The organism is Streptomyces sp. NPDC039430 (genome assembly GCF_055639435.1).
Genome location: NZ_JBVKAK010000002.1, coordinates 237765 through 262542, shown reverse-complemented (window position 1 = coordinate 262542; position 24778 = coordinate 237765). Strand labels below are relative to the sequence as shown.

The window sequence follows — 24778 nt, the reverse complement described above, 5'->3', positions numbered from 1 at the left end:
GGAGCGCGGGGCCGTACGCCGGGGCCGTACGCGCGGCCGGTCGTACGGGCGGCCGGCCGTACGCGGGCCGGCCGTACGGACCCCGGGGCACAGGCTGCCCCTTAGGCTGCCCTTGTGATCGGCACCTCAGCGAGACTGCTGCGGCTGGTCTCGCTGCTGTCGACGCGACCGTCGTGGACCAACGGCGAGCTGGCCGAGCGTATGGACGTCACCGAACGCACCGTCCGGCGGGACATCGCCAAGCTGCGCGACCTCGGCTACCGCGTCGATTCCGAGCCCGGCCCCTGGGGCGGCTACCGGCTCAGGGGCGGCGCGAAGGTGCCGCCCCTGAGCCTGGACGACGAGGAGGCGCTCGCCGTGGCCGTCGCCCTGCGCGAGGCCGCGCTCAGCGGTGTCCTCGGTGGCGACCAGGCCGCGCTGTCCGCGCTGTTCAAGCTCCAGCGGCTGCTGCCCTCGCACATCGCGGACCGGCTCGGCGAGCTGAACGAAGCCTTCGTCCACACCCCCCGGCCCGACGACCGCCAGGTCTCCCCCGGCGTACTGCTGGAACTGGCCGACGCGTGCCGGCGCGGCGAACGCGTCCGGCTGTCCTACCGCGACCGGCAGGAGCGGGCCACCGTACGGGACATCGACCCGTACCGTCTCGTACGGACCGGCCACCGCTGGTACGTCGTCGCCCTGGACATCGCGCGCGGCGAATGGCGCACATTCCGCGCGGACCGGGTCGCGGAGGCCCATCCGACCGGGGAGCCGGTGAACCTCGTCGACCCTCCCGACGCCGCCCTGCTCGTCTCCCGCATGCTGACCAGCGGCTATCCGCTCTATGCGACCGTCCGCCTCCCCGTCCCCCTGGACGAGGCCCTGCGGCTCGTCCCGCCCAACCTCGGCACGCACCAGGCCGACGGCGCGAACGCCACCCTCGTCACGATCGGCGGCACCGGCCCCGACGAACTCGCCGCATGCCTGCTCTGCCTCGCGACCCCGTTCCGCGTGCTGTCCCCGGACGAGGTACGAGAGGCAGTGCGGCGCCGCCTCCGGGCCCTGCTGGACGAGAACGAACAGGACTGACTCCTCGCGCTGAGACATGCGAGGTGTCCGAGTGTCCGAAATGCCCGAGGAAGGCGGTCAGCGGGACAGGCGTCCGGCCGTCACTCAGGCCGCCAGGCTCACAGCTTGCCGCTGATGACTCCGCGCCAGGTCCATCCCGCGCCCAGAACGGCGTCCTGAAGAGGGTCCTTCAGCTCGGAGCTGTCGAAGTTGAACGTCTCGGTCGCTTCGCTGTCCCCGTCCTCGCCCCCGCCGAGCGTCCAGCGCTTCGAGACCGTCTGCACCTGGCCGCGCTGGGCATCGGCCGCGAGGGCGAGGCTGGGGGTGTCGCCGGCCCACGAGACCTCGTACTGCTGGTCGAGCGAGCGGACTTCGTTCTTCTCCGGGACCAGGCGCATACGGACCTGGAACACGCGGCTCACCTGGGTGCGGACGAAGAACGTCTGCCAGGCCGGGTCCAGGACGCGCCACTCGGCCACCAGATCGGCACCCTCCTCGCGGCCGTCCCGGATGACATAGGGGACGTCAGGGCGGTTGAGGCCGAGCAGAGCCGCGTGGACCTCGGCGGCGGATCGCGGGGCGACACCGTCGGCGGGGCGCTTGGTTCCGGTCAGCTTGTCGAAGAGTCCCATGAAATCAACCTATGAGGAGTCGGTTTGCCGGTGCAAGGTCTGCCGGTGCAAGGTCTGCCGGTGCAAGGTCTGCCGGTTCACGGTCTGCCTGTGCAAGGTCTCCGGGGCACGGTCTGCCGGTACGAGGGTGCGTCCGCGCTAGGAGGCCGCGGTGTCCGGGCGGACCGTGCGCACGAAGTCCTGGAAGTCGCTCACGACGGAGGGGTGTTGGGACGCGGTGGCGGTCAGGACCAGGCGGATCACCGCCCGCTTCTGCGGATCGGCGACGTCCAGCATGGACAGGTACACCTGGGACTGGACGAGGTCGCGGGGTACGCCGCCGACGACGGTCGACAGGGCCAGCGTCTGCGTGAAACCGGGCGCGTCCGCGGAGCCGATCTCGCGGCGTCCGGCGACCTCGACCGACGTGGTGGCCTGGCCCAGGCGCTCCACGGACACGTCGGCGATCTCCGCCAGCGTCGCCGCGTCCGGCCGGTAGTCGCCGTCGATCGTGATGTTCGCGTTGAATCCGGCGTCCGGTCGCGGATGCAGCGCGACGAACGCCGCGCCCGGTGCGCCGACTTCATCCGGCCGTGCGGCGCGCCAGCCTTCCGGCAGTTCGAACTCGATCGGTACGGGCAGGGTCGTGGCCATCTCGGGGCCTCCTTACTACGGCAACGGGTGTGCGAACGTACATCAGAACAGGCCACCGACCGCACTGCCGAACGCCCCGGCCGCATCGCCCACGGCACCAGCCGCGTCGCCGATGGCGTTGGCCGCGTCGCCCGCCGTGTCGGCGATCTTCCCCGGGTCGACGGTGACTTCGAAGCCGACCTCGCCGCCGAGCCCGACGGCGACGCCCGTCTTCGCGCCGATGTGCCACTTGCCGTCCGTGCCCTTGCCGAACGTCGCCTCGGCCTCGGCCCCGATGCCGGCCCAGCCCTCGACCGTCGCTCCCGCCCCGATGCCGCCGATGTCCGCGCCGCCTCCGGCGCCTGCCTTCGCGCCGGCGAACGCTTCCGCACCGGCCTGCACACCCTCAAGACCGACCCCGGCGTTGATGCCTGCCTCGGCGCCCGCCTTGGTCTCCGCCCGTCCGTACACCCCGACGGGGCCGGCGTCGGCGGTGCCCTTGGCCGAGGCCTCGGCGCCCGCGAAGGCACCGGCCTCGCCCCTGATGCCCTCGTTGGTGATGCCGCCGGCCGCGGAGGCCTTGGCGCCCACGTACGCTTCGGCCTCGCCCGCGAGCTTCATCGGGCCGTTGGTGAGGGAGCCCTCCGCGCTCGCGCGGCCGAGGTCGGCGTGCGCCTCGGCCTCCGCCAGCTTGCCGCCCGCCACGTCGGGCCCGGTGGCGGATGTCCCGGTGCCGGGGCCGGAGGCTTCGGACTCGCCCTCGGCGACCCACCCGTCGGGCTTCGTCGAATCCTTGGGTTCCGGTTTGCCCGCCTTCGCCAGGTCGCCCTCGGCCTGCGCGTTGAACCCGCCGATCCCGATGCCGTCCGTCGAACCGTCGCTCGTCGCGCGGCTCAGCGCCCGCTTCACGCTCTGGTCGGCTTCGTCGACGGCCTTGACCGCCTTGGCTATCTCGTCGGTCCAGCCCTGCGCCTTCTCCCGGGCGTCGGCCTGCAGCCGGGGGTAGTCGGGGTCGTGATGGAGGGCGTACTTCTCCTGTTCGGAGAGGTTGTCGTACCCGACGTAGGTCGCCTTGCCGGAGCTGTCGACCTTGTAGTCCTTCTTCTCGGCGTCATGGACCAGGTCCTTGACCGCCTTCTGCAACCGGGTCAGCTCGGTGTGCGCGTCCGTGAGGAGGCTGGCGATGGCCAGCGCCTCCTTCTTGGCCGCGCCGTACTCGAAGGCCGTGGCCGAGGCGTACTGCTGCTGCGCGCCATAGGCGAGCCCCTGCCAGTTCCCGTTGCCGAGAACGCCCTGCACGTTCGTCTCGTAGGCGGTCTTCAGCTCACCGAAGCGCTCACCCATCTTCTTCCACGCCGCGGACACGTCCGTGAGCGAAGACAGGTCGGCCGTCATCACGTCCTGATAGTTCAGCGTCATGGCCGCTCCCCCGTCACATACCGTCGAAACTGCTGGGGGGCCGTATCGCGTCGGCCTGCGCGCCTACGGCGGTGTCCTGGTTCAGGAGGTTGTTCTTGGCGCCGTGCAGCCCGTTCAACTCCACCTGCAACCGGCCCATCAGCCGGTTCGCCTGCCCTTGCCAGGCGGTCAGCGCGTCGGAGGCACCTTGGTCCAGGGCCCAGCCGGAGAGACCTTTCAGTCCGGTGTCCTCCTTTATCAGGGGACTCGCGGGGGCCACGGGGCCGACGAACAGCGGCCGCACCGCTCCCCCGCCCGCCGCCATGCGGGAGGCCACCTGGGTGTCCGGTATCAGGTCCTGTTCCATGTAGTTCGTCGCGCGCTTCTTGTCGCTGGACGAACTGGCGAGTACCGGCTCGCCACCGTTTCCGGATCCCATGGGCAACCCCCGTTGCGTTCATGCTTTGAAGCGTGTCGTGCACCTTATCGTTCGCTTCCGCGGCCGAGACGCCCCACCCGTGGCCTGAAACAACTCACGCACAAGTCATGCACACATGGGGACGTTTGATGGGGTGACGGGGAGAAACGAGGGACCGCGGAGAGAGCCGCGCATCACGCTGAACCGATCCTTCGCCAAGGGGAGTCGCGCGATAGCCTTGCCCGGCGCGCGGAGAGCACCACTGCTTCCTGCCGCTTCGTGCCAAGATCCCCCAGACCGGAGTCCACCATGCCCGCAACCCGGCTGTCCGCAGCGACGTCGATCCTCTCGGCCGCGGCCGCCAGTGCGCTGCTCGTCGGCTGCTCGGCCTCGGTCGACGTCGGTACGACCACGCCGAAGATGTCCACGGAGAAGCTGGCCACCACGGTCGCGGAAAAGCTCGCCGCCACGACGGGCCAGCCCAAGCCGAACATCACCTGCCCCGAGGACCTCGCGGGCAAGGTCGGCACCACCACCCGGTGCACGCTCACGGCGGACGACGGCAGCACCTTGGGCGTCACGGTCAAGGTGACCTCTGTCGAAGGAGACCAGATCAACTTCGACATCAAGGCCGACGAAACGGCGTCCCCGGCCCCGAACTGACCGCCGCGACGAACACGGACCACCCGGCCGCCGGAAACACCAGTACGGGGCCGTGCGGGCTCTTGGAGTCGCGGACCGGGACGTCGGGGTAGCCGTCGGCTACTTCGAGGCAGTCGCCATTGCTGCCACCGCTGTAGCTGGACTTGCGCCACCCAAGGACGTGTTCACTGCTGCGCATTCTCGTACTCCTCCGCTACGGCCCTGACAGGGCCAACGATGCCGACGCGGCTCTCAGAGGGGGAACTCGCCGTCCCTGACCGCCGCGACGAACACGGACCACCCGGCCGCCGGGAAGAACAGCGCGGGGCCGTGCGGGTTCTTGGAGTCGCGGACCGGGACATCGGCGTAGCCGGCGGCTACTTCGAGGCACTCACCCTGACTGCCGCCGCTGTAGCTCGACTTACGCCATCCCACGACGCGTTCACTGCTGCTCATGCTCGTACTCCTCCACTACGGACCTGACAGCGCCAACGATGCCGACGCGGCTCTCAGAGGGGGAACTCGCCGTCCCTGACCGCCGCGACGAACACGGACCAGCCGACCGCCGGAAACACCAGTACGGGGCCGTGCGGGCTCTTGGAGTCGCGGACCGGGACATCGGCGTAACCGTCGGCTACTTCGAGGCACTCACCATTGCTACCCCCGCTGTAGCTGGACTTACGCCACCCCACGACGCGCTCACTGCTGCTCATGCTCGTACTCCTCCGCTACGGCCCTGATCAGAGCCAGCGACTCTTTGCCCGACAACGCATCACCTAGAGCCAGATCGTAGGACGACTGGCAACTCCCCACCAGGGCCGGATCATCGATCAAGTGCCCTGTGTGCAAGCCCTCTACGTACGCGATGGGCGCGGCGTCCTCGAAGTTCATCAGGTAAAGCATGCTCTCCATCAGCGCATGTTCTCCCGCCCCGAACGGCAGCACATGCAGTCGCAGGCGCCCTGATTCGGCCATGCCCGCGACCCTGCTCAACTGGTCTGCCATGGTGGGCGCTCCCCCGACCCTGCGCCGCAGTGCCGCCTCATCCAGCAAGGTCCACGCTACGGGGCCTGATCCGTTCTCAAGGAGCTGGGCACGCTCCATACGGCTGACCACAAGGCGGTCAAGCTCGTCGGCCCGATGGTTCGGACGGTACGCCCGGAAAACGGCGCGCGCGTACGCGTCCGTCTGGAGCAACCCGGGGACAAGTGACGCTCCGTACTGCCGGATCTCCGTCGCCTGCCGTTCCAACTCGGCCACCACCGCGAAATGATCGGCGTACTTGGAGTCGAGGTCCTTCAGCCACCGGGCGAAAAACCCATCCGTTCCGAGCGTGAGATCGATACGGCGCGCGTCATCCGGGCCCGGCAGTCGCCGCCCCGCCTCGAAGTGGCTGATCAGCGTCGGCGAGCACACCACGCCCTCGCTCAGCGCCTCCTGCGTCATGTCCGCCGCCACGCGCCGGATCTTCAGCTCCTCCCCGTACTTCTGCCGAGGCGTCCGTGGTTTGCGGGCGTCCGCCATGGGATCAACTCCCTCACTTGAACTACGCGTTGTCAGGCCGAAACCTCTGGAAGCGTAGCGGCGCAAGCAACACGCTGTGAGTTATTCGTCACAGAACGAAGTGACTCGCGTACGTGTAAGGAGCGTCTGATGGACCTGAACCACGAGCCCCGCGTCGTCGTGCTGCGGTGGAGCAGGCATCCCAGTTGCGTCGGGCTGGCGCGGCTGGAGTTGCGGAAGGCGCTCGTCGGGTGGGGGCTGGCGGCGCTGGAGGACTCGGCCGTGCTCGTTCTCTCCGAACTGCTCACCAACGCCGGGCGTCACGCGCGGGTGTCGCCGGGACGGGAGATCGAGACGCGGTACGTCGCGGAATCCGCCGGTCTGCGGATCGAGGTGCACGACGCCTCGTCCGACAAGCCCGAGCAGCGGATGCCGGATCTGGACGCGTGCGACGGCAGGGGGCTCGTGCTCGTCGCCGCGCTCGCCGACCGGTGGGGTGTCAGTGACCGGAACGGGCCCGGGAAGGTGGTCTGGGCGGAGTGGTCGTACGTCCCCCCGCACCCCGTTCCCCCCGCCGCCCCCACCACCCCCGGCGGTCCGCCGTCGTCAGGCGCTGCTCAGTGACAGCTTCACCGCGAAGCCCAGGAACAGCGCGCCCGCCGCCGATGTCATCCCCGCCGAGAGGCGCTTGCGGCGGCGGAAGGTGGCGGCGAGGCGCGTGCCGCCGAAGATCAGGGCCGACAGATAGAGGGCGCTGGCCGCGTTCGCGAGGAGTCCCAGCACGACGAAGGACAGCGCGGGGTGCGCGTAGCCCGGGTCGACGAACTGCACGAAGAAGGAGATGAAGAACAGAATCGCCTTCGGGTTGAACAGGCTGATGACCAGCGCCCTGCGGTACGGCCGCTCAGCCGGCGTCGGCGAGGAAGAGGAGGCGGAGGAGGAGGCCGAGGCGGACGCTGACGCTGACGCCACCGCAGCCTCCGCGCGCTCGTGCCGGCTGCGCCACAGCGACCAGGCCGCGCGCATCATCCCGATCGCGAGCCAGGTCAGATAGCCGGCACCGGCGAACTTCACGATGCCGAACGCCAGCTCATTGGCCTGGAGCAGCGACGCGACACCGGCGGCGGAGAGCACCATGAGTATGGTGTCGCCGCACCAGACGCCCGCCGCCGCGGAATAGCCCGCGCGTATCCCGCGTCTGGCCGCGACCGAGAGCACATAGAGCGAGTTCGGCCCCGGCAGCAGAACGATCAGTACGAGGCCCACCAGATAGGTCGGCAGATCAGTCACACCCAGCATGGCCGGAGTGTCGCACATGCGGACCAACTACCCGCACGTGTGTCCCATCCAATGGACTCCTGGCCCCGGCGAAGACCTCAGCGGGCGCCCGCAGAGCCCTGTTTGGCCACCCTCACGGGATGCGCCTTTGCTCGTCACCAGTCGTCGTGGTGACGTTGAGCCACTCCCGCGCCGCCCGCGGCGTGGCCAGGCGGATGACGTCGAGGGGGGCGAACCGGGGGTCGGCGCAGCGGGTGGCGATATCAGCCCTGCGGCGCGCGTACTGCGACCAGGCCCACCAGGCGGGGTGGTCGGCCGTGAACCAGTCGCCCACGGTTTCGACGTTTCCACCGAAGATCCGGCGGCGGAACAGGGTACGGGCCACCGACCGGCGCAGGACGCGGCGCATGATCACCGGGCGGGAGTAGTCGAGCCAGACGATGGTGTCGGCTCGGGACCACAACAGGTCTCGGACCTGCGGGTGACCGAAGGAGTCGATGATCCAAGAGGGGCCGGAGCTGATCCGCGTCACATCCTCGAACAGGCGTGGGTTCTCCTCCCATTGGGGCCCGGCGATGGCCAGCGCGTCCATCTCGTGGAAGGGGATCGCGATGCGCTCGGCGATCGCGCGGGCCAGCGTGGTCTTGCCCGCACCCGTGCTCCCGGCGACCAGTACTCGTTTCATCGGGGAAACACTCTTCACCAGCGCACTCAAGGTCAAGTGGCTTATCGCGGAAGTGGGTGCGCCGGGGCCCGGAGCCGCCAGGGTCGAGCAGCTGTCGGCCGGCCACTTCCAGGCCTGGGCCGGCCGATCAGACGCGGTCGTGGAGGGTGACCTGGTAGCCGTCGGGGTCGGCGAAGGTGAATGTCCGGCCGAAGGGGCCGTCGACCGGCGCGGAGACGATGGTGTGGCCGTCGGCGACGAGAGCGTCGTGGATGGCCTGGACGTCGGTGGCGTGGAGCCAGATCGCGGCACCGATGCCGGGCTGAGCGACGGACGCGAGATCGGTGCCGGGAAGGACATCGCGGAGTGCGAACGCGATCGGCTTCGTCTCGAAGACGACGGCGTGCGGAGGTCCGGCCTGCGAGCGGACGAGGCCGAGGTACTGCTCGTAGAACGCCTGCGAGGCGTCGAGATCGCGCGCTTGGAGCGAGATGAAGTCGGGGCCGGTGGCGGGCATGGTGATGCTCCTTCTCTTCGTGTCAGCTTTCTGACACAGGCAATCTATGTCAGAATCCTGACATGAATCAAGACGGTGTCGATCTGGAGACGTCACTGGGCTACCTGCTGAAGGAGGCGTCGAGCGTCCTGCGCTCGGCCATGGAGGAGGTGCTGCGGCCGCTCGGGATGAGCGTGACGCACTACTCCTGCCTCGAACTGCTGGCTCAACGGCCGGGCTTGTCGAACTCCGAGCTCGCGCGGGGCGCGTTCGTGACACGGCAGTCGATGAACGTGCTGCTCCAGACCCTGGAACGAGAGGGCTACGTGACCAGGCCCGCGGAGGCTCCCGTCGGGAAGGTTCTTCCCACGCGGCTCACGCCTCGTGGCCGGCAGAGCCTGGAGAAGGCGACCGTGGCGGTCCGGTCCGTCGAGGTCAGAATGTTGTCCGGCATGACCGAGACCGAGCGGTCAGCCGCGTTCCGGATCCTGCGGAGCATGATCCATTCCCTGCGCGATGGCCCCGACGGTCCCTAGCCCGTTCCCCGGCGCACGTCCCGTCCCGCCCGGACAGGAGCGCGGCCGGGCGTGAAACCCGTGCCGGCGGCCTCGAAAACCGGCAGACCCGACTACTACACCCTCTTCTGCGGCGAGCCGGTCAAGTCGTGTGACCGTCGCGGGCTCGGCGCGCATCCGGCCTCGGGGAACATCGGTACAGCGGTCGGCGCTGAGAACGATCATGGTCGGCTCGCACACCGGCTGGAGGCTCCGCCGGGGGGATCCGGGACGCCTACGAGTACCACGAGTACGAGGACTCGGAGTGGTCTCGGCGGTTCCGTACGTTCCCGCACGGGCGGGCGTGGACGCACGCCGAGGGGCCGAAGGCGCTGTTCGCGCCGGCCGCCGACGCGGACGACCGGCAAGTGAACGTGGAGCCGCTGCCGCCGCGCGAGGTCGACGACAAGGCTGGCGCCGCCGGCCTGGCGTCGCCCGGTCGCTCAGAGGAGGGCGCCACCGGAGACCTCGATGCGCTGGGCGGTGACCCAGCGCAGGCCCTCGGAGGCCAGCGTGGCGATGGCGTCGCCGATCTCCTCAGGTTCGCCGACGCGGCCGAGCGCGGTCTGTCCGGCCAGAACCTGGCGCGTCTCGGCGTCGTCCCGCATCGCTCCCCCGTTGAAATCGGTGGCGGTCGGTCCCGGGGCGATGGAGTTGACCCGGATTCCGCGCGGGCCGAGTTCTGCGGCGAGGGTGCGGCTCAAGGCTTCGACGGCGGCCTTCGAGGCGGAGTAGACCGAGGTGGCGGGGCTGGTATGGCGGGTCAGTGACGTCGAGACGTTGATGACGCGGCCGCCTCGGGCCAGCAGCGGCACAAGTGACTGGACGAGGAAGAACGTGCCCCGGACGTTGGTGCCCATCACCGTGTCGAAGTCGTCGATCGTGACGTCCTCCAGCGGTCCGAAGATCCCCACTCCCGCGTTGTTGACCAGGATGTCGAGCCGCGAAGTACCCCAGCGCTCCAGCTGCTCGCTCAGTTCGGAGGCGAAGGACGCGAAAGAGGAGACGTCGCTGATGTCGAGCCGGAGAACAGCGGCAGTCCCACCCACCGCCCGCACCTGTTCCACCGTCTTCTCAGCCCCGGCCGCGTCACCGCGGTGGGTGACCAAGACCCGCACCCCGCGTGCGGCCAGAGCGATGGCCGCGCCGCGTCCGAGGCCGCGATTCGCACCGGTCACCAAAGCGGTCCTATCGATCGTCATGAACTGTTCCTCCAGCGCGCGGCTACGGGGTATTCTCCCGGCGCCACAGATACGATGCGAGTCACTCGACTCGCCTTGCTCTCGTACCGTAGGCACGACCATCGATGCGAGTCAAGCGACTCGCCTCGGGTCTGCGGCATACTGTCCGCATGGCAGCAGAACTCTCCGCACACCACCGCAGACTCGCTCAGCAGAAACGCGAGGCGATCACCACCGCCGCCACAGAACTGTTCTTGGATCGCGGCTACGACGGCACCTCACTGGCCCGGATCGCCGAAGCGGCCGGGGTCTCGAAGTCCACCCTGTTCAAGCGGTTCCCCACCAAGGCGGCCCTCTTCGAGGCCATCGTCGCCGAGTCCTGGCAGCGTGACGCCGGAGACGCCGCCGCGCGGCCACAGACCGGAGATCTGCGCTCCGGACTGACAGCCGTCGGCCACCGCTATGCCGACCTGGTCGGCCGGCCCGGCATGACAGCCCTGTTCCGGATCGTCATCGCCGAACTGCCTCGTTTCCCCGAACTGGGACGGATGCAGTTCCAGCTCGGCAAACTGCCCTACTTCACCTCCGTTCAGCACTACTTGGAATCCGAGCACGAGGCGGGCAACGCTGATGTCCCGGACGCGGCGAGCGCCGCGAACCAGTTCCTCGGCATGATCGCCAACTACGTCCTGTGGCCCCGCATGCTGCTGACCGACTGGAACCCCACTGCCTCCGACATCCACGACGCCGTCGAACAGGCCGTCCAGACCATGCTCGCCAGATACTCCCCGACCCGCCGGCCTGACCCGAAGCCGGAACATTGACACTGGCGCGCGATGCCCGGCATCCGCGACACCTCCGCTCAGCGGCGCCACCACTCAGCGGCGGCTGTCGGTAGACGATCGTTGCCGACAGGCGGCCGACGCCTCCAATGAACCCGTGCAATCCGGAGGTTCGCGGCGGCTCGAATCCCATCAGATCCGATGGTGATTGCTGACAGGGTTGACGACGGGCAGGGGCCGATCCTCCACCCGCTCCAGCGGCCGAAGTTCCGCGACCTGCTCACCTACGCGAGGCCGGGCGACACCGTGCACATCTCCGGGATGTTCCGCCTCGTACGAGGCACAGGGCACATCCCCCGACGTGCTCGACGTCCTCCACCGCGAGCAGCTGGCCCTGCGCATCCACGACGGCGCGTTCTCCACGACGGCGCGTTCTCCACGACGGACCTCACCGCCCGCCACCCGCGCACCGGCGAGCCGCTGTCCACCGTGAAGTTCATGGTGCAGACCGCGTCAGCACGCTCGCGCCGATCGGACCATGATCGTTCTCAGCGCCAACGGCTGTACCGATGTTCCGACCGCCGCCAATTGCATCGGATGCGAACTCGCGACAGTCGGCGAATCTCCTGGAGAGGCAAGGGCAATCACCCTGCGGACCTGCGGACTTGAGCGTGGTCTCTGACGGTGACGATACCCGCGTCTCGGACCTCATCGTGGTCCACGTAGGGGGCTGACCTCGGACTTCTCCAGCGACTCGCATAAGATGCGGTTTTCTCGCATCTAATGCGAGTCGCGGAGGGTGGTGAATCGGTGGGGATCAACGGGTCGATACCGGGGGCGGCGGGGCTGCACCTGGTCGACGGGGTCGCGCTGCTGCGGCCGGAGGAACAGGTTTTCAAGGCGATGCTGACCGGGTTCGCCAACCAGCAGCTTGCGCGGAATCTAGCCCGGACGACGGTGGAAGGCAGGGAGAACACGGTCAAGGCGTTCACGGCCTACGTGAACACCTATCCCTGGCTCTGGACGCCGGCGATGGTCGACGAGTGGCTCGGTGACCTGCGTTCGCTACGGGACCTGAAGCGTTCCACGATCCGCTCGTACTCGGAGGCCGTACGGGCGTTCTGCCACTTCGTCACCGATCCGCTCTACGAGTGGACGGCCACCTGCGAGGAGCGGTTCGGGACCCACCCGGTCCAGGTGGTGCACGAATGGAACACCGCGGTGCACGTCCAGGACAACGAGGCGGACGCCAAGAAGCGCGCGTTCACCAAGGCCGAGCTGCACGACTTCTTCGCACACTGCGACGACGAGGTCGCCCGCATCCGGGCCTTCGGCCGCAAGGGCTGGCTGCCCGCCTTCCGTGACGCCACGCTGTTCAAGACCGCCTATGCCTTCGGGACGCGCCGCAACGAGACACGCATGCTCGATGCCGCCGACTTCGGCCGCAACCCGCACGGCGGCGAGTTCGGCGAGTACGGCCGCTGCCAGGTCCGGTTCGGCAAGGCCAAGAAGGGCTCGCCGCCCAAACGCCGCGGGGTGCTGACCGTCTTCGACTGGACACCGGACGTCCTGGACGAGTGGTTCACCGAGGTCCGCCCGCTGTTCGGCACCGACAACAACCCGGCGGCCTGGCCCTCCGAGCGGGGACTGCGGATCGGCTGCCAGCGCCTCAACTCCCGCTTCATCGCCTACCGCAAAGCTCTCGGTCTGGACGACGGGCTCGACTTCCACTCCTTCCGCAGGTCCTACGTCACCCACCTGATCGAGGACGGCTGGGACCCGCGCTTCGTCCAGGAGCAAGTCGGCCACGAACACGCCAGCACCACCTCGCTCTACACCTGCGTGTCTTCGGACTTCCGCACCCGCACCCTGCGGCGGCATCTGGATTCGACCATCACCGCCGCTCTCCAGACCCAGACCGGGAGGCAAGCATGAAACGCAAGGTCGGCTACACCTGGCGGCTGCGCGAGGCCATGGCCCAGCACCAGATCTTCACGGCCACCGAACTGGTGCCGCTGCTGCGCGAACGCGGCATCGACCTGTCCGCCTCCCAGGTCCACCGCCTGGTGTCCGGCACTCCCGAACGACTGTCGCTGCTGGTCATGGCCGCGCTCTGCGACATCCTGTCGTGCACCCCGGCCGATCTGGTGGCCACCACCGCCGAGAACGCCGGCGTCCGCAAGACCGCCACCGGCGATCTCCCCACCCCGCCTTCGAACGTCGCGAAGCTCCGCCCTCGCGCGGCCCGCATCCTTCCCGACGCATGACCCGCCCCTACGCCACCGACGAACAGTACGAACGCTGGTTCATGGCCGATTGCTGCCGATGCGGTCTTCGCAGACACAAGGCCGGCACCTGGCCCGACGGATACGTCTGCCGAACCTGCTCGGACCGCGCCGTCCGGACAAGGGGCACCTGCCCGGGATGCAGCGAGGACCGGGCCCTTCCCGGGCTCCGCCCCGGTGACGGGGCTGCGATCTGCACCACCTGCGCCGGCTTCTCCCAGACCTTCGACTGCTCACGCTGCGGCTTCGAGGGCAAGCTCCTGCGCGGTCGGCTCTGCGAACGCTGCACGCTCACCGACCGGCTCACCGCGCTTCTCGACGACGACACCGGACGCGTCCGTCCCGCACTGGTCCCGCTGTTCGACTTGCTGGTGACGATGGACAAGCCCGGAAGCGGACTGGCATGGCTGGACATGCGCCGCAGGCACCTGGGAAACGCCTCTCACCTGCTTCACCGGCTCGGCCAGGGCGAGATCCCGCTAACCCACGACGCATTCCACGAACTACAGCCCTGGCGGGCCGCCTCCCACCTGGAAGAACTCCTCGTGGCCTGCGGAGTCCTGCCCGCGGCCGACAAGCACCTCTGCTCCTTCCAGCGCTGGCTCCCCAGCCACTTGGCCGACATCGCCGAACCCGAGCACACCAAGACGATCAGGCTCTTCGCGACCTGGCACGTCCTTCCCGGGCTGCGGGCCCGCGCCGAGCGGAGCCACATCACACCCAGCATCCGACGCTTCGCCAGCGAACAGATCAAGTACGCGACCGCCTTCCTGCAATGGCTCGGCGAGCGGAACGCCACCCTCGCGTCATGCGGCCAGGTCGACATCGACGCCTGGTTCGCCGAGAACGCCGAGCACTCCCGCACCCGCCTGAGAGGCTTCCTCAACTGGGCCATGCAGGGCCGTCACTGCCGACGTTCCCTCGCCATCCCCGCAATGAAGATCTCCCGCCGGCCCGCACTGAGCGAAGACGAACGCCTCGTCGCCCTGGGAAAGCTTCTGACCGATACGGAGATACCGATGCGACTCCGCGTTGCCGGGGTCATCGTTCTCCTCTACGCACAACCGCTGAGCCGCGTCGTCCGGCTCACCCTCGACGACGTCATCCGCGACGGCGACGCCGTGCTGCTACGACTCGGTGAGCCGCCCTCGCCCGTTCCCGCGCCGGTCGCCACCCTGCTGCTGGACCACATCACGAACCGCGACAACATGAACACCGCCACCAACCCGGCGTCCCGCTGGCTCTTCCCCGGCCGCCGAAGCGGCCAGCCGCTCGGCCCCAACCACCTGTCCGCGCTCCTGAACAAGGTCGGAATCTCGATCGCCGCCGCCCGCGGCGCCGCCATCCGGCAGCAACTCCTTGAACTTCCCGCACCCGTCGTCGCGGAGGCTCTCGGTTACCACGACAAGACCACCAGCCGCCTCCGCAACGAGAACGGCGGAACCTGGAGCCGATACGCCCCAGGAGATCATGCAAGGTCACCAGCGGGCTGGATTCCTCGGGGAACCGGCGACAGCTGAATAGGTGAGCCCACCAGTAACGGCCGGAGACCTGCGACCAACCTGATGATCATTTCCGTAATGGAAACCTGACGATTCGACTTGACACCTAGCCAGCCGTAATGGAAATCTTACGGCCATGAAGACGACCCTTGAGTACGACGGGCATGTGTTCAGCACCCGGGATGTGCTGGACGAGTCCGACCCTGAGTTCATCGTTCCTGTGGGCTTGGTGGCCGCGTGCAGCTGCGGCTGGCTCGGCGCCTCCGCCGCTCCCGGCATGGAAGGGAAGGGCGGCTATCAGGGCGGTGAGGCACACGTGATCACGGACGAGGAGGGCGAGGCCGAGCGGGCAGCAACGGCCGAGTGGCGCGATGAGCACATCATCTTCATCGAAGACAGCGCCATCCCGGCAGCCCTCGCCAAGCACATCCGCGACGTCGGTGAACAGCTTGACGCCCTGATCCAGGCGGACAAGCCGATGGCCGCCCTGGCCGCGATCCGCCTGTCGGAGGGCAACTTCGCACGCCAGGCCCGCGACGCTGCCCTCCGCGCCAGCTACCTGGATCACTCCTGGTCGCAGATCGGCGAAGCGCTCGGTATCTCCAAGCAGGCGGCGTGGGAGCGCTACGGGAAGGTCCGCCCCGAGGCTGGCCGGTGAGTGCCACGATCCTCGCCGAGGCCGAACGTATGAGGCCGAGGCCAGCCGACTGCACCTGCTACTCCGCAGGAAGGGGGCTCAACGGAATCTGCATCAACGCCCAGCGCGTGAAGGCCAGCAGAGCGTCGCCAGCGATGTCCTCAAGTCGGTCGAAGTCCTCCGGCAGCACGTCGAGCAGGAAGTGCTCGACCTCCCGGTCGGCTCGCTTGATCAAAACGATGGAGCGGTAACAGATCTTGGGGGGATGCTCAAGAAGGATCGCTCGCAGAGACCCCGTCGCATCGTCGGCTAGGTGCTGATCAAGCCATCCAGGCTCACGTCCCCTGCCGAGGTTAAGGCGCTCGCTCTTCGAACTCAGTCCCAACAGGTCTTGCTTGCTCACATGCTTGATCGCTTCGGGCACCTTCTCTGGCATGAGAGCAGGCTAGCCCTCGACGGCCAGAACGCGAGTTGCGCACAGCGCAGACCGTGCACCCTTGTGACGCCCCAGCACACACAGTGACTGCAACGACTCTCAGCAGCGGTACTCGCGACAGTTGAATACGCGAGCCCACCAGTACCGAGGCCGGTTTCCCTCCCCTCGCGGCGGTCGGCACGGGGGGGGCGACTCGACGCGCGATGTCAGCGGGCGTCGGTCGGTACGTACGTCCCCCACACCTCCCGCAGCGCGTCACAGACCTCCCCCACCGTCGCCCGCGCCGCCAGCGCCGTCTTCATCGGAGGCAGCACATTCGCCGTCCCCGCCGCCGCCGCGCGCAGTTCCGTCAGCGCGCGGTCCACCGCCGACCCGTCCCGGTCCGACCGCAGCCGCGCCAGCCGGGCCGCCTGCCGGGCCTCGATCGCCGGGTCGACGCGGAGCGGCTCGTACGGTTCCTCCTCGTCCATGGTGAAGCGGTTGACGCCGACGACCACCCGCTCCCCGCTCTCCGTCTCGCGGGTGACGGCGTACGCGCTGCGCTCGATCTCGCTCTTCTGGAAGCCGCGCTCGATCGCCTCTACCGCGCCGCCCATCTCCTCGACCCGCGCCATCAGCGCCACCACCGCGTCCTCGACGTCGTCCGTCATGCGCTCGACGGCGTACGAGCCGGCGAACGGGTCGACGGTCGCGGTGACATCCGTCTCGTACGCCAGCACCTGCTGGGTCCGCAGCGCGAGCCGGGCCGAGGTGGCCGTCGGCAGGGCGATGGCCTCGTCGAAGGAGTTGGTGTGCAGCGACTGCGTACCGCCCAGCACCGCCGCCAGCCCCTGGACCGCCACCCGTACGAGATTGACCTCGGGCTGCTGCGCGGTCAGCTGTACGCCGGCGGTCTGGGTGTGGAAGCGCAGCATCAGGGACTTGGGGTCGCGCGCACCGAACTCCTCGCGCATGACCCGGGCCCAGATGCGGCGCGCGGCACGGAACTTGGCGACTTCTTCGAGCAGTGTCGTACGGGAGACGAAGAAGAAGGAGAGCCGGGGCGCGAAGTCGTCGACATCCATGCCGGCGGCGACGGCCGTCCGTACGTACGCGATCCCGTTGGCCAGCGTGAACGCGATCTCCTGCGCGGGCGTGGCCCCGGCCTCCGCCATGTGGTAGCCGGAGATCGAGATGGTGTTCCATCGGGGCAGTCGCGTGCGGCAGTACTGGAAGATGTCCGCCGTCAGCCGCAGCGACGGTTTGGGCGGGAAGATGTAGGTGCCGCGGGCGATGTACTCCTTGAGCACGTCGTTCTGGACGGTGCCGGTCAGGGCGGTGCCCGGCGCGCCCTGTTCCTCCGCCACCAGCTGGTAGAGCAGGAGCAGCAGCGCCGCGGGCGCGTTGATCGTCATCGACGTGGAGACCCGGTCGAGCGGGATCCCGTCGAACAGCACGCGCATGTCGTCGACCGAGTCGATCGCGACCCCGACCTTGCCGACCTCGCCGCTCGCGAGCGGCGCGTCGCTGTCGTAGCCCATCTGGGTCGGCAGGTCGAAGGCGACGGAGAGGCCCGTCGTGCCGTGGGCGGTCAACTCCCGGTAGCGGGCGTTGGACTCGGCGGCGGTGCCGAAACCGGCGTACTGGCGCATCGTCCATGGCCGGCCGGTGTACATCGACGGGTAGACCCCGCGGGTGAAGGGGTACGCGCCCGGCTCGCCGAGCTTCTCCGCCGGGTCCCATCCCGCCAGCGCGCCGGGACCGTAGACCGGTTCGATGGGCAGACCGCTCTCGGTCAGCCGCTCCCTACGGACGGGTTCGCGTGCCATCTGCTCTGCTCCCTGCCTCCGCTGACGGTCCGTCATGACCGGCCGGTCATGACGGACTGTAGCGGCGGGTGTACGGCGGGCACGTGGCACACGCGGGCAGGGGGCGCATCCCGCACGGGGCACATCCGGAAACCCGGCCGGGCGTCCCGTACTGGTACGGCGGTACGTCCCGCACTCGTCTTACCGGCACGTCCCGCACCAGTACTGGACGTACCGCCGTACCAGTACAGGACGTACCGCCGTACCGGCCCTCAGCCCTGGAGCCGCGCCCTGCTCCGCGCCCGGCTGCGCTGCACCGCGCGGGTGATCACGGGCGGCAGCACATCGATCGCGACGCGCCGCACCTTGGACCTGGTCGACCTGCGCCGGGGCGCGGCGGGTGCCGGGGCGGCCGCGGCCACCGGCGCGGCCGGCTTCTCCGGCTCGGGCTCCGGCTTCGGCTCCACGTAGTACTTGGAGTAGGGGAAGTCGGGCGCCTTCATACCGCGCGACCTGAGCCGCACGATCCGGTGCCCCGCCGCCTGCTGAAGGCTCAGATCGCAGTCCGCGCGCTCCTGGGCCATGGCGATCAGTTCGTCCTGGATCGGCTCCGGGTCGTCCCAGGTGGCGTACAGCTTCTGGGTGCTCAGACAGATCGGGCGCAGACCGCGGTTGAGTACCGCCTCCCAGGCCGCGATGGAGACACCGGGGGTGTGCTCGGAGCGGAAGTCGTCGAGGACGACGATGCCGCCGGGCAGCAGGATGTCCCGGGCCGCGCCGATGTCCCCGTACACGTGCTCGTAGAGGTGCGAGGCGTCGATGTGGACGAACCGGCTCGACTTCGGCTCGACTTCGTCGGCGACCACAGAACTGGGGGCCTGGAGCACCCGCGGCAGCTCGTCGTGGAACGAGAGGTAGTTACGCTCGAACGCCTCCCGGGTCAGCGTCGCGTACGACTTCGCGGTCTCGGCGCCGTTGGCCTGGTCCGGCGCTTCGGACTCGAACAGGTCGCAGACGGTGAACTTCTCGCCGTCCCGGAGATGGTGGCCGAGGAAGATCGCGCTCTTGCCCATGAAGACGCCGAGTTCCAGCAGATCTCCGCGCTCGCCCCGCTCCTCCTGCCGGGTGAGCAGTTTCTCGAAGAGCACCTGGTCAAGCGGGGGAAACCAGCCCCGGACATCGTTGAGTTCGCTGGGGCGCGGCTTGTCTTCGTACGGGGTCGTCATGAGAGAACCTTCACGAGGAATCATCAGGAATCACGGATGATCGGGAATTACCGAAAGCGCACGGACGTACAAACGCACGAGCGCACGGACACACCAGCGAGCACTGCCACACCAGCGCACCAGCACGCTGGCGCACCGGCGCACCGGCGCGCTTCGGCAGACACGGATCACCGCCGGGCAGCCATGCGCGGGATCATGTCAGTCCGAACGGGCAGCATGGCCGGAAGTACTTTCACTTCGGGGAATCGCCTACTGGAATTCATCTCCTGGCAAGGGAAGATGACTCCGGGGCAGGATTCCTCGTCCGCTTGGGCAATCTCGCCCTGCGAAGGACCGTCTGAGGGAACACTGAGGAACGCATGCCATGAATCACGGGAGAAACGGGGGGACGCCGAAGATGCTCAGCGGATCCGTCCTACGCAGAGGGCTCGCGACAGCCGCCGTGCTGGCCGCCGGCGTCGGCTGTACGGTGCAGCCGGTCGCCGGTGGCAGGGCTGCCGACGCCAAGCCGGGCACCGTTCCCCTGCGGACGGAGGTCACCCCTCCCCCCGTACCGTCACCGTGGCCGTCGCCCACACCGCCGACGCCCTCCGCCGCCGAGACCACGACGGCCCCGGCGCCCACTCCCACGCCGCCCTGGACTTTCACGCCGGCCCCTGACCCGACGCCGAGCCGGACCCCGTCCCGGCCCAGGACGCTGATGGCGAACGGCTCGGAGAGCGAGCGGGTACGGGAACTCCAGGCCAGGCTCCAGCAGACCGGTCACTTCGAACTCAACCCGACCGGCTACTACGGCTCCATCACGGTCAACGCCGTCACCTCCTTCCAGCAGGACCGCGGGCTGACCGCCACCGGCGCGACGGACGCCCTCACCTGGCAGCGGCTGGTCGGGCTGACCAGGAATCCGACCCGCGCCGAGCTCCACCCGCCCACCAGCAGGCCGGTCGCCAAGCCCGATCCGGAGTGCCTGAAGGGCCGCGTGATGTGCATCAGCAAGAGCAGCCGCACGCTCACGTGGATGATCGACGGCAAGGTCGAGTCGGCGATGGACGTGCGCTTCGGCTCGCAGTACACCCCGACCCGCGAGGGCGCGTTCTCGGTGGGCTGGAAGTCACGGGACCATGTCTCGACGCTGTACGACACCCCGATGCCGTACGCGATGTTCTTCAGCGGCGGCCAAGCGGTGCATTTCTCCGCCGACTTCGCGGCCCGCGGTTACGAGGGGGCCTCGCACGGCTGCGTGAACGTCCGGGACGAGAAGAAGGTCGCCTCGCTCTTCGACCAGGTCCGCACGGGCGACAAAGTGGTCATCTACTGGTGACGGGCCCGGTGTACGGGACGAGAGGTGGCGCGGGCGGGACCGGGGGAACGTGTCCCGCCCGCGCCGAGTGCGCTGAGCCGCAGGTACGGGGGGAACCCCGGCTCTATGCGCGGCCGATGACCAGTCGGCTCACTCTGTACTGCGTCGCGGCCCGAAAAAACGTCACACCTGATCTCCCGGAATCGTAAAGCTCCAGTTCAGGAGGGTGTGGGGGGCTATTCGTCAGATCCCGTGTCCGCGCCTGAACAGGCCGCGATCATGGCCGGATCCGGCTCCTGGCCCGGGACGCGGTCGGGCTCCTGGCCCGGGACGGCGGTGCTGGGTTACGGGACCGGTGTCCCGCTCGGCGTCGACGTCCCGCTCGGGGTCGGCGTCCCGCTCGACGTCTGCGTCCCACTCGGCGTCGGGGTCGGCGGCGTCGGCGTCACACTCGGAGTCGGGACCGGGTCAGGGTCAGGGTCAGGGACCGGGGTCTGCGTCGGGGGCTCGAACGGCGCGGGCGTCCAGTTCGGGGGCGGCGGGGGTGCTTGGTGCGTGGGCACGCCCGGCGATCCCACGAACCCTCCGCCGCCCCCCTTCCCACTGTCGCCCTCGCCGTCGTCGCCCCCGTCGTCCTCGCCCCTGCCTCCGTTGCCGGTCTGCCCGCCCTTGTCGCCCTTGCCACCCTTGTCGTCCGGGCCGTTCTTGATGTGGTCGCGCAGGTCGCCGTCCAGCAGCCGTGCGCAGAACCGCGCGGCCCCTTCCGGCCCCTTGGCCGCCGACTCCAGGGCCTTCTTGCGCTGCGGGTCGAGCACCCCGGCGTGGTAGGCGCGGCAGACCTTGACGGTCTTCTTGGACCACTCCTCGGACGCGGTGTCCGAGATACGACCGGGCCACGGGTCCGTGCCCGTCCCGTTCTCGCCGCCGTCCCCGTCCGCGTCCCCGTCCGTCTCACCACGGTGTTCACCCTTGAGCGCGCCACCGCCCCCGGAGGCCCGCGAGGGCGAGGGCAGGAACGGCGAGGGCCGTTCCGTCACGGTCCCGCTCGGGGTCTCCGAGGGGGTGGCCGGGTCCCGGCTCCCGTCGGGCGATCCGGAGACGAGCGGCTCCGGAGAGGTCACCGTCGAAACGGAGTTGACGGGGACCGGGTCGTGTCCGTCGCCGAAGATCGGGGGCAGTACGCCGACGCCCGCCGCGACCACGATGCCACCGAGCGCACAGCCGGCCACCGCCGCCGCGAGTCCCCTGCGCATGGGGCGGGCGAACCGCGGCGCGCGTACGGCACCGGGCGCCAGCGCGATACGTACCGTACCGAGCAGATTCCCGGCGCCCGCGCCCGCGCCCACGGCCTCGCGGCCCCGGACGGCCTCGCGCGCGCCACCGCTCTCGGCCACCGCTTTACGGAAAGCGGCCAAGGCGGCGGCTTCGCCGGGAAGTTCCTCTTCGCATGTTTCGTTCGCGTATGTTTCGTTCGCGTATGTGACGGCGCGCATGTCACGGAGGACCTGGGAGAGCTGTTCCGACCGTGCCCGGACGTGTTCGTCCCCCGCCTCGACAGGCTCACCGCGCAGCATTCTCTCCGCCGCGTCCCTGTCGAGCCACGGGTCTCGCTCGTCAGCCATCACATGTCCTTCTGCGTCCGCAGGCGCGAATCCGTCACACCCGCGGAGGCCCCGGCTCCGGGCCGCACGGTGCGCTGAGGCGGTACGCCGCCGAGTCCGCCGTCCCGACCCGGGGAGCCCGGGGACACTCCGGGAGCGGTGCCGGTACCAGGAGCGGTGCCGGAAGCGCCGGGGTGCTCGGGCCCGTCGTCGGCGTCCAGCAGTTCGGCGAGGCGTTTGAGTCCGCGGTGCGCGGCCGTCCGTACCGCGCCGGGCCGTTTGCCCAGCGCCTTGGCCGCGGTCTTCGCGTCGAGTCCGACCACCACGCGCAGGACGACGGCCTCGGCCTGGTCCTGCGGCAGCCGCGCGATCAGCGCCATGGTCCGGCCGGTGGCGAGTGCTTCCATCGCCTCGTCCGCCGTGTCCGAGTCGGCCGCTTTCCCGGTCAGTTCCGTCTCATCGGCGCCGATCGCGGGGCGCCTGCCGCGCATCCGTATGTGATCGAGGGCGCGGTTCCTGGCGATCCGGGCGGCCCAGCCGCGGAAGCGGTCGGCGTCTCCGGTGAAGCGGTCGAGATCGCGGGCGATCTGCAACCAGGCCTCGGAGGCCACGTCCTCGGCGTCCGGCTCGCCGACGAGAGTCCTTAGATAGCCCAACAGCCGCGGTTGCACCGCGCGGTACACAGTACGGAAGGCGTCCTCGTCCCCGTCCTGTGCCGCGAGCACCGCGGCGGTCAGCTCCGCGTCGTCCCCCAGCACTCCCACAACCTGTCCTGAAATCGCGGCTGGTCACTGGCCGCGCCGCCCCACGCGAATCTGCACGCTACGGCCTTCCCGGGCCCGCGTCCATGACTTGTACAACCTGCAACAACCCGCTGACGTTCTGCGGTGTGACAGAAAACGCATCGGTGGCGCTGATATGAGTACGGGGCCGTAACGCGGCTCCGCCGGACGGCGACCGGGGCCTCTCCTGTGGGGGGTGGCGGCCCCGGTCGTCCTCTCCTCGCCCCATGCGAGAACCACGCACATGCGGGCGAACGGATCCGGTCATCGCGAAACCCGTGCCTGCTGACAACACTCCAGCCGCTCCGGCCGCCAACCTGCCGTGCTACCTGGCCTCATGCCAGGCCCGTATGCCGTCGCGGCTATCGAGGCTGCCACGCCCGTACGAGGTCCTCCGGCCCCCAATGCGCGGCGAGCGGCAGATCATCGGTCACCCCACAGCGGGAGACCGCGACCAGTGGAGTGTCCAGGGCGGTACCGGGGACGGCAAGCATGTCGCGCACCAAGGCGTCGTACTCATGACGGCCGAAGGGCTGGGTCTCCAGCCACTTGACCGACCCGACGAAGGACACCCGCCGGGCCACCGGCTCGCGGTCTGCGCCGACGAGGTCGATCTCGGGATTGTTCCGACGGTTCCACCAACCGCCGATGGCCTCGGTCTCGGGCCACTCATCATTGGGCATCAGACGCAGCAAGGACTCGCGGATCAGTGGCTCGATCGCTCGCCCGCGCCACGTGGTCCATGACCGCTCGATGCGTTCCAGTGCCACGTCACCGCGGCCCCGCTCGATGAGTGGGATCGCGCGTGCCAGGAACGCCAGCCAGAACCGCAGATACGGGTCGGCGATCCGGTAGCGCTTGTTCTTGCTGTCCGGCTTGGCCGACAGGGGGAGATCGGCAGCCAGGACTCGCTTGGCCTGCAGCGTGGCCAGCAACGGGGAGAGCGTGCCGGACGGCAGAGCGCTGGCGCCGCCGGCCTGGGCCGCGATTGCGCTGAACGTGCGCTCACCACTGCCAATCGCTTCCAGTACGGCCCGTGAATGCGAAGCCTCGGGGAATTCGCCCAGCAGGGACAGTTCGCCGGCCACCAACAGGGGCGAGAGGGAATTGGCGACCGACGCCTCCAAGAAGGCCGTACGCCCCATCCCCGGCCGCCATGACTGCACGATCTCGGGGAATCCGCCAGTGATCAACTGAGCGTCGACGGCCCCCGCGGCGTCGAGTTGGGTCATGGCCTGCACGTCGGCCAGGTTCAGGGGATGGACGGTCATTTTCGCTGCCCGGCCGAAGAACGGGCGTCCGTACGACTGCAGTGCCTCCATCACCGATGTATCACTGCCAACCAGCAGCAGAAGCACGGGCTTGGAGGACAGGTGACGGTCCCAGACAGTCTGGAGCGCGCCCTCGAATTCCTGATCCTGCTCGACCAGCCAGGGCACCTCGTCGATCACCGCGATGCTGGGTGAGTCATCGGGCACCGCGAGCGCCAGCGAGCGCAGGGCCTGGTTCCAGTCCTGTGCCTGAAGGCCGGCGACCAGCTCCGCCCCCGGCAGCAGCGACTGCGCGAGCGTCGCGGCAAAGTCGGCGCGCTCCGTCACAGGGTTGCGCCCGCGGGTGGCCTGGAACACCACGTACGGCGTTCCCGAGCGGTCGCAGAACTCCTGGACCAGTCGCGACTTCCCCACTCGACGTCGGCCCGTCATGATCACAGCCCGCCCCCGAGTGGCTCCGACACCCTCTGCCACTGTCCGGTACTGCTCGGCCAGCAGCTCAAGATCTCCGGCCCGGCCTTGGAACTCCACGACGCACCCCTGAGCGATTAACGCAGATGAATTCTTACGTAGATTGAATCTTACTTTACCAACGCCAGGACCAAGATCTACCGCGCCCGTGCCCCGTCAGGAGCTTCGCGTGCTGCCACCCGGCGGCGATCGATCTGTCCACCGCGCACCTGCGCCACCTACGCGCAGCTCGCGACCGGATGCGGCATCAAGATCGTCACCGTCCACCGCTGC

Annotated in this window: 28 protein-coding genes; 10 read left to right on the top strand and 18 right to left on the bottom strand. The window is 69.1% G+C overall.

Translation table 11 applies throughout. The annotated features are described in order from the left end of the window. The first annotated feature begins 114 nt into the window (after positions 1–114). Positions 115–1068 (top strand): helix-turn-helix transcriptional regulator, encoded by a 954-nt coding sequence (locus ACZ7LS_RS06175; protein WP_385131992.1) that lies wholly within the window; start codon positions 115–117, stop codon positions 1066–1068. A gap of 98 nt (positions 1069–1166) precedes the next feature. Here ACZ7LS_RS06175 and ACZ7LS_RS06170 read toward each other — a convergent pair whose 3' ends face one another. From ACZ7LS_RS06170 to ACZ7LS_RS06155, 4 genes are all read right to left on the bottom strand, one after another. Next, positions 1167–1679: a hypothetical protein gene (locus ACZ7LS_RS06170; RefSeq protein WP_382520657.1), complete on the bottom strand. Its 513-nt coding sequence runs from the start codon at positions 1677–1679 to the stop codon at positions 1167–1169. Between the two features lie 138 nt (positions 1680–1817). Next, positions 1818–2312, bottom strand: a complete 495-nt coding sequence (locus ACZ7LS_RS06165; protein WP_385131989.1) for a hypothetical protein — start codon at positions 2310–2312, stop codon at positions 1818–1820. Between the two features lie 42 nt (positions 2313–2354). Continuing rightward, complete coding sequence (locus tag ACZ7LS_RS06160) at positions 2355–3710, bottom strand: putative sodium/potassium/calcium exchanger (protein WP_382520654.1); 1356 nt, start codon at positions 3708–3710, stop codon at positions 2355–2357. A gap of 13 nt (positions 3711–3723) precedes the next feature. After that, positions 3724–4128, bottom strand: a complete 405-nt coding sequence (locus tag ACZ7LS_RS06155; protein ID WP_382520653.1) for a hypothetical protein — start codon at positions 4126–4128, stop codon at positions 3724–3726. Positions 4129–4416: 288 nt separating this feature from the next. Between ACZ7LS_RS06155 and ACZ7LS_RS06150 the strand changes: the two genes are divergently transcribed. Next, a complete protein-coding gene (locus tag ACZ7LS_RS06150) occupies positions 4417–4770 on the top strand; it encodes a DUF4333 domain-containing protein (protein WP_382520651.1) in 354 nt (117 codons plus the stop codon). Here ACZ7LS_RS06150 and ACZ7LS_RS06145 read toward each other — a convergent pair. Genes ACZ7LS_RS06145 through ACZ7LS_RS06130 form a run of 4 tightly spaced genes read right to left on the bottom strand, consistent with a single transcriptional unit; the run spans position 4733 to position 6273 of the window. Then, the gene (locus ACZ7LS_RS06145) at positions 4733–4948 is read right to left on the bottom strand and encodes a DUF397 domain-containing protein (protein ID WP_382669264.1); all 216 of its coding nucleotides are present in this window, start codon (positions 4946–4948) and stop codon (positions 4733–4735) included. The genes ACZ7LS_RS06150 and ACZ7LS_RS06145 overlap by 38 nt on opposite strands. A 53-nt stretch (positions 4949–5001) precedes the next feature. Further along, complete coding sequence (locus tag ACZ7LS_RS06140; protein ID WP_385131984.1) at positions 5002–5205, bottom strand: DUF397 domain-containing protein; 204 nt, start codon at positions 5203–5205, stop codon at positions 5002–5004. Positions 5206–5258: 53 nt separating this feature from the next. After that, entirely contained in the window at positions 5259–5462 is a 204-nt protein-coding gene (locus ACZ7LS_RS06135) for a DUF397 domain-containing protein (RefSeq protein ID WP_385131982.1), read from the bottom strand. Then, positions 5449–6273 carry a helix-turn-helix domain-containing protein gene (locus tag ACZ7LS_RS06130; protein WP_385131979.1) on the bottom strand — a complete coding sequence of 275 codons (825 nt, stop codon included), beginning with the start codon at positions 6271–6273 and terminating at the stop codon, positions 5449–5451. The genes ACZ7LS_RS06135 and ACZ7LS_RS06130 overlap by 14 nt, the downstream gene beginning before the upstream one ends. Positions 6274–6402: 129 nt before the next feature. Here ACZ7LS_RS06130 and ACZ7LS_RS06125 point away from each other — a divergent pair, with 129 nt between their 5' ends. Beyond that, entirely contained in the window at positions 6403–6876 is a 474-nt protein-coding gene (locus ACZ7LS_RS06125; protein ID WP_382520642.1) for an ATP-binding protein, read from the top strand. Here the strand turns inward: ACZ7LS_RS06125 and leuE are convergent. The 3 genes from leuE to ACZ7LS_RS06110 form a co-directional block, all read right to left on the bottom strand. Further along, a complete protein-coding gene (gene leuE, locus ACZ7LS_RS06120) occupies positions 6859–7551 on the bottom strand; it encodes a leucine efflux protein LeuE (protein ID WP_385131976.1) in 693 nt (230 codons plus the stop codon). The two genes, ACZ7LS_RS06125 and leuE, sit on opposite strands and share 18 nt — an antisense overlap. Positions 7552–7663: 112 nt before the next feature. Continuing rightward, the gene (locus ACZ7LS_RS06115) at positions 7664–8215 is read right to left on the bottom strand and encodes an AAA family ATPase (RefSeq protein ID WP_382669255.1); all 552 of its coding nucleotides are present in this window, start codon (positions 8213–8215) and stop codon (positions 7664–7666) included. 127 nt (positions 8216–8342) lie between these two features. Then, positions 8343–8711, bottom strand: a complete 369-nt coding sequence (locus ACZ7LS_RS06110) for a VOC family protein (RefSeq protein ID WP_382520637.1) — start codon at positions 8709–8711, stop codon at positions 8343–8345. A gap of 62 nt (positions 8712–8773) precedes the next feature. Here ACZ7LS_RS06110 and ACZ7LS_RS06105 point away from each other — a divergent pair, with 62 nt between their 5' ends. After that, a complete protein-coding gene (locus tag ACZ7LS_RS06105; RefSeq protein WP_382969195.1) occupies positions 8774–9226 on the top strand; it encodes a MarR family winged helix-turn-helix transcriptional regulator in 453 nt (150 codons plus the stop codon). A gap of 461 nt (positions 9227–9687) precedes the next feature. Here the strand turns inward: ACZ7LS_RS06105 and ACZ7LS_RS06100 are convergent, their stop codons facing one another. Next, on the bottom strand, positions 9688–10446 hold the full coding sequence (locus tag ACZ7LS_RS06100) for an SDR family NAD(P)-dependent oxidoreductase (RefSeq protein WP_382520633.1): 759 nt from the start codon (positions 10444–10446) through the stop codon (positions 9688–9690). A gap of 149 nt (positions 10447–10595) precedes the next feature. Between ACZ7LS_RS06100 and ACZ7LS_RS06095 the strand changes: the two genes are divergently transcribed. The 5 genes from ACZ7LS_RS06095 to ACZ7LS_RS06075 all read left to right on the top strand — a co-directional run bounded on the left by ACZ7LS_RS06095 (position 10596) and on the right by ACZ7LS_RS06075 (position 15652). Further along, positions 10596–11249 carry a TetR/AcrR family transcriptional regulator gene (locus ACZ7LS_RS06095; RefSeq protein ID WP_382520631.1) on the top strand — a complete coding sequence of 218 codons (654 nt, stop codon included), beginning with the start codon at positions 10596–10598 and terminating at the stop codon, positions 11247–11249. A 768-nt stretch (positions 11250–12017) separates the two neighbouring features. Beyond that, positions 12018–13142 (top strand): tyrosine-type recombinase/integrase, encoded by a 1125-nt coding sequence (locus tag ACZ7LS_RS06090; protein ID WP_385131971.1) that lies wholly within the window; start codon positions 12018–12020, stop codon positions 13140–13142. Continuing rightward, entirely contained in the window at positions 13139–13474 is a 336-nt protein-coding gene (locus ACZ7LS_RS06085) for a helix-turn-helix domain-containing protein (protein ID WP_385131969.1), read from the top strand. Before ACZ7LS_RS06090 ends, ACZ7LS_RS06085 begins: the two co-directional genes overlap by 4 nt. Beyond that, positions 13471–15012 carry a hypothetical protein gene (locus tag ACZ7LS_RS06080; RefSeq protein WP_385131966.1) on the top strand — a complete coding sequence of 514 codons (1542 nt, stop codon included), beginning with the start codon at positions 13471–13473 and terminating at the stop codon, positions 15010–15012. The genes ACZ7LS_RS06085 and ACZ7LS_RS06080 overlap by 4 nt, the downstream gene beginning before the upstream one ends. A gap of 118 nt (positions 15013–15130) precedes the next feature. Further along, positions 15131–15652: a hypothetical protein gene (locus ACZ7LS_RS06075; protein WP_385131964.1), complete on the top strand. Its 522-nt coding sequence runs from the start codon at positions 15131–15133 to the stop codon at positions 15650–15652. Positions 15653–15710: 58 nt separating this feature from the next. Here the strand turns inward: ACZ7LS_RS06075 and ACZ7LS_RS06070 are convergent, their stop codons facing one another. The 3 genes from ACZ7LS_RS06070 to ACZ7LS_RS06060 form a co-directional block, all read right to left on the bottom strand. Then, complete coding sequence (locus ACZ7LS_RS06070; protein WP_385131961.1) at positions 15711–16067, bottom strand: hypothetical protein; 357 nt, start codon at positions 16065–16067, stop codon at positions 15711–15713. A gap of 206 nt (positions 16068–16273) precedes the next feature. Continuing rightward, the gene (locus ACZ7LS_RS06065) at positions 16274–17875 is read right to left on the bottom strand and encodes an acyl-CoA mutase large subunit family protein (protein ID WP_382520629.1); all 1602 of its coding nucleotides are present in this window, start codon (positions 17873–17875) and stop codon (positions 16274–16276) included. 251 nt (positions 17876–18126) lie between these two features. After that, positions 18127–19080, bottom strand: coding sequence for a class I SAM-dependent methyltransferase (locus ACZ7LS_RS06060; protein WP_385131958.1), 954 nt, complete (start codon positions 19078–19080; stop codon positions 18127–18129). A gap of 397 nt (positions 19081–19477) precedes the next feature. On the opposite strand from ACZ7LS_RS06060, the gene ACZ7LS_RS06055 reads away from it, so the two are divergent. After that, positions 19478–20401 (top strand): L,D-transpeptidase family protein, encoded by a 924-nt coding sequence (locus ACZ7LS_RS06055; protein ID WP_385132186.1) that lies wholly within the window; start codon positions 19478–19480, stop codon positions 20399–20401. Between the two features lie 323 nt (positions 20402–20724). Here the strand turns inward: ACZ7LS_RS06055 and ACZ7LS_RS06050 are convergent, their stop codons facing one another. The 3 genes from ACZ7LS_RS06050 to ACZ7LS_RS06040 all read right to left on the bottom strand — a co-directional run bounded on the left by ACZ7LS_RS06050 (position 20725) and on the right by ACZ7LS_RS06040 (position 24565). Then, the gene (locus ACZ7LS_RS06050; protein WP_385131955.1) at positions 20725–22002 is read right to left on the bottom strand and encodes a hypothetical protein; all 1278 of its coding nucleotides are present in this window, start codon (positions 22000–22002) and stop codon (positions 20725–20727) included. After that, positions 22002–22739 (bottom strand): RNA polymerase sigma factor, encoded by a 738-nt coding sequence (locus ACZ7LS_RS06045; RefSeq protein WP_385132184.1) that lies wholly within the window; start codon positions 22737–22739, stop codon positions 22002–22004. Before ACZ7LS_RS06045 ends, ACZ7LS_RS06050 begins: the two co-directional genes overlap by 1 nt. Positions 22740–23125: 386 nt before the next feature. After that, positions 23126–24565, bottom strand: coding sequence for an ATP-binding protein (locus tag ACZ7LS_RS06040; RefSeq protein WP_385131952.1), 1440 nt, complete (start codon positions 24563–24565; stop codon positions 23126–23128). Between the last annotated feature and the right edge of the window lie 213 nt (positions 24566–24778).

Coding starts and splice junctions, on each gene's coding strand:
- ACZ7LS_RS06085 (WP_385131969.1), top strand. CDS start 13,139: ATGAAACGCAAGGTCGGCTACACCTGGCGGCTGCGCGAGGCCATGGCC.
- ACZ7LS_RS06070 (WP_385131961.1), bottom strand. CDS start 16,067: ATGCCAGAGAAGGTGCCCGAAGCGATCAAGCATGTGAGCAAGCAAGAC.
- ACZ7LS_RS06135 (WP_385131982.1), bottom strand. CDS start 5,462: ATGAGCAGCAGTGAGCGCGTCGTGGGGTGGCGTAAGTCCAGCTACAGC.
- leuE (WP_385131976.1), bottom strand. CDS start 7,551: ATGCTGGGTGTGACTGATCTGCCGACCTATCTGGTGGGCCTCGTACTG.
- ACZ7LS_RS06140 (WP_385131984.1), bottom strand. CDS start 5,205: ATGAGCAGCAGTGAACGCGTCGTGGGATGGCGTAAGTCGAGCTACAGC.
- ACZ7LS_RS06075 (WP_385131964.1), top strand. CDS start 15,131: ATGAAGACGACCCTTGAGTACGACGGGCATGTGTTCAGCACCCGGGAT.
- ACZ7LS_RS06095 (WP_382520631.1), top strand. CDS start 10,596: ATGGCAGCAGAACTCTCCGCACACCACCGCAGACTCGCTCAGCAGAAA.
- ACZ7LS_RS06165 (WP_385131989.1), bottom strand. CDS start 2,312: ATGGCCACGACCCTGCCCGTACCGATCGAGTTCGAACTGCCGGAAGGC.
- ACZ7LS_RS06130 (WP_385131979.1), bottom strand. CDS start 6,273: ATGGCGGACGCCCGCAAACCACGGACGCCTCGGCAGAAGTACGGGGAG.
- ACZ7LS_RS06100 (WP_382520633.1), bottom strand. CDS start 10,446: ATGACGATCGATAGGACCGCTTTGGTGACCGGTGCGAATCGCGGCCTC.
- ACZ7LS_RS06055 (WP_385132186.1), top strand. CDS start 19,478: ATGCTCAGCGGATCCGTCCTACGCAGAGGGCTCGCGACAGCCGCCGTG.
- ACZ7LS_RS06080 (WP_385131966.1), top strand. CDS start 13,471: ATGACCCGCCCCTACGCCACCGACGAACAGTACGAACGCTGGTTCATG.
- ACZ7LS_RS06125 (WP_382520642.1), top strand. CDS start 6,403: ATGGACCTGAACCACGAGCCCCGCGTCGTCGTGCTGCGGTGGAGCAGG.
- ACZ7LS_RS06160 (WP_382520654.1), bottom strand. CDS start 3,710: ATGACGCTGAACTATCAGGACGTGATGACGGCCGACCTGTCTTCGCTC.
- ACZ7LS_RS06105 (WP_382969195.1), top strand. CDS start 8,774: ATGAATCAAGACGGTGTCGATCTGGAGACGTCACTGGGCTACCTGCTG.
- ACZ7LS_RS06150 (WP_382520651.1), top strand. CDS start 4,417: ATGCCCGCAACCCGGCTGTCCGCAGCGACGTCGATCCTCTCGGCCGCG.
- ACZ7LS_RS06060 (WP_385131958.1), bottom strand. CDS start 19,080: ATGACGACCCCGTACGAAGACAAGCCGCGCCCCAGCGAACTCAACGAT.
- ACZ7LS_RS06115 (WP_382669255.1), bottom strand. CDS start 8,215: ATGAAACGAGTACTGGTCGCCGGGAGCACGGGTGCGGGCAAGACCACG.
- ACZ7LS_RS06050 (WP_385131955.1), bottom strand. CDS start 22,002: ATGGCTGACGAGCGAGACCCGTGGCTCGACAGGGACGCGGCGGAGAGA.
- ACZ7LS_RS06110 (WP_382520637.1), bottom strand. CDS start 8,711: ATGCCCGCCACCGGCCCCGACTTCATCTCGCTCCAAGCGCGCGATCTC.
- ACZ7LS_RS06065 (WP_382520629.1), bottom strand. CDS start 17,875: ATGGCACGCGAACCCGTCCGTAGGGAGCGGCTGACCGAGAGCGGTCTG.
- ACZ7LS_RS06155 (WP_382520653.1), bottom strand. CDS start 4,128: ATGGGATCCGGAAACGGTGGCGAGCCGGTACTCGCCAGTTCGTCCAGC.
- ACZ7LS_RS06145 (WP_382669264.1), bottom strand. CDS start 4,948: ATGCGCAGCAGTGAACACGTCCTTGGGTGGCGCAAGTCCAGCTACAGC.
- ACZ7LS_RS06170 (WP_382520657.1), bottom strand. CDS start 1,679: ATGGGACTCTTCGACAAGCTGACCGGAACCAAGCGCCCCGCCGACGGT.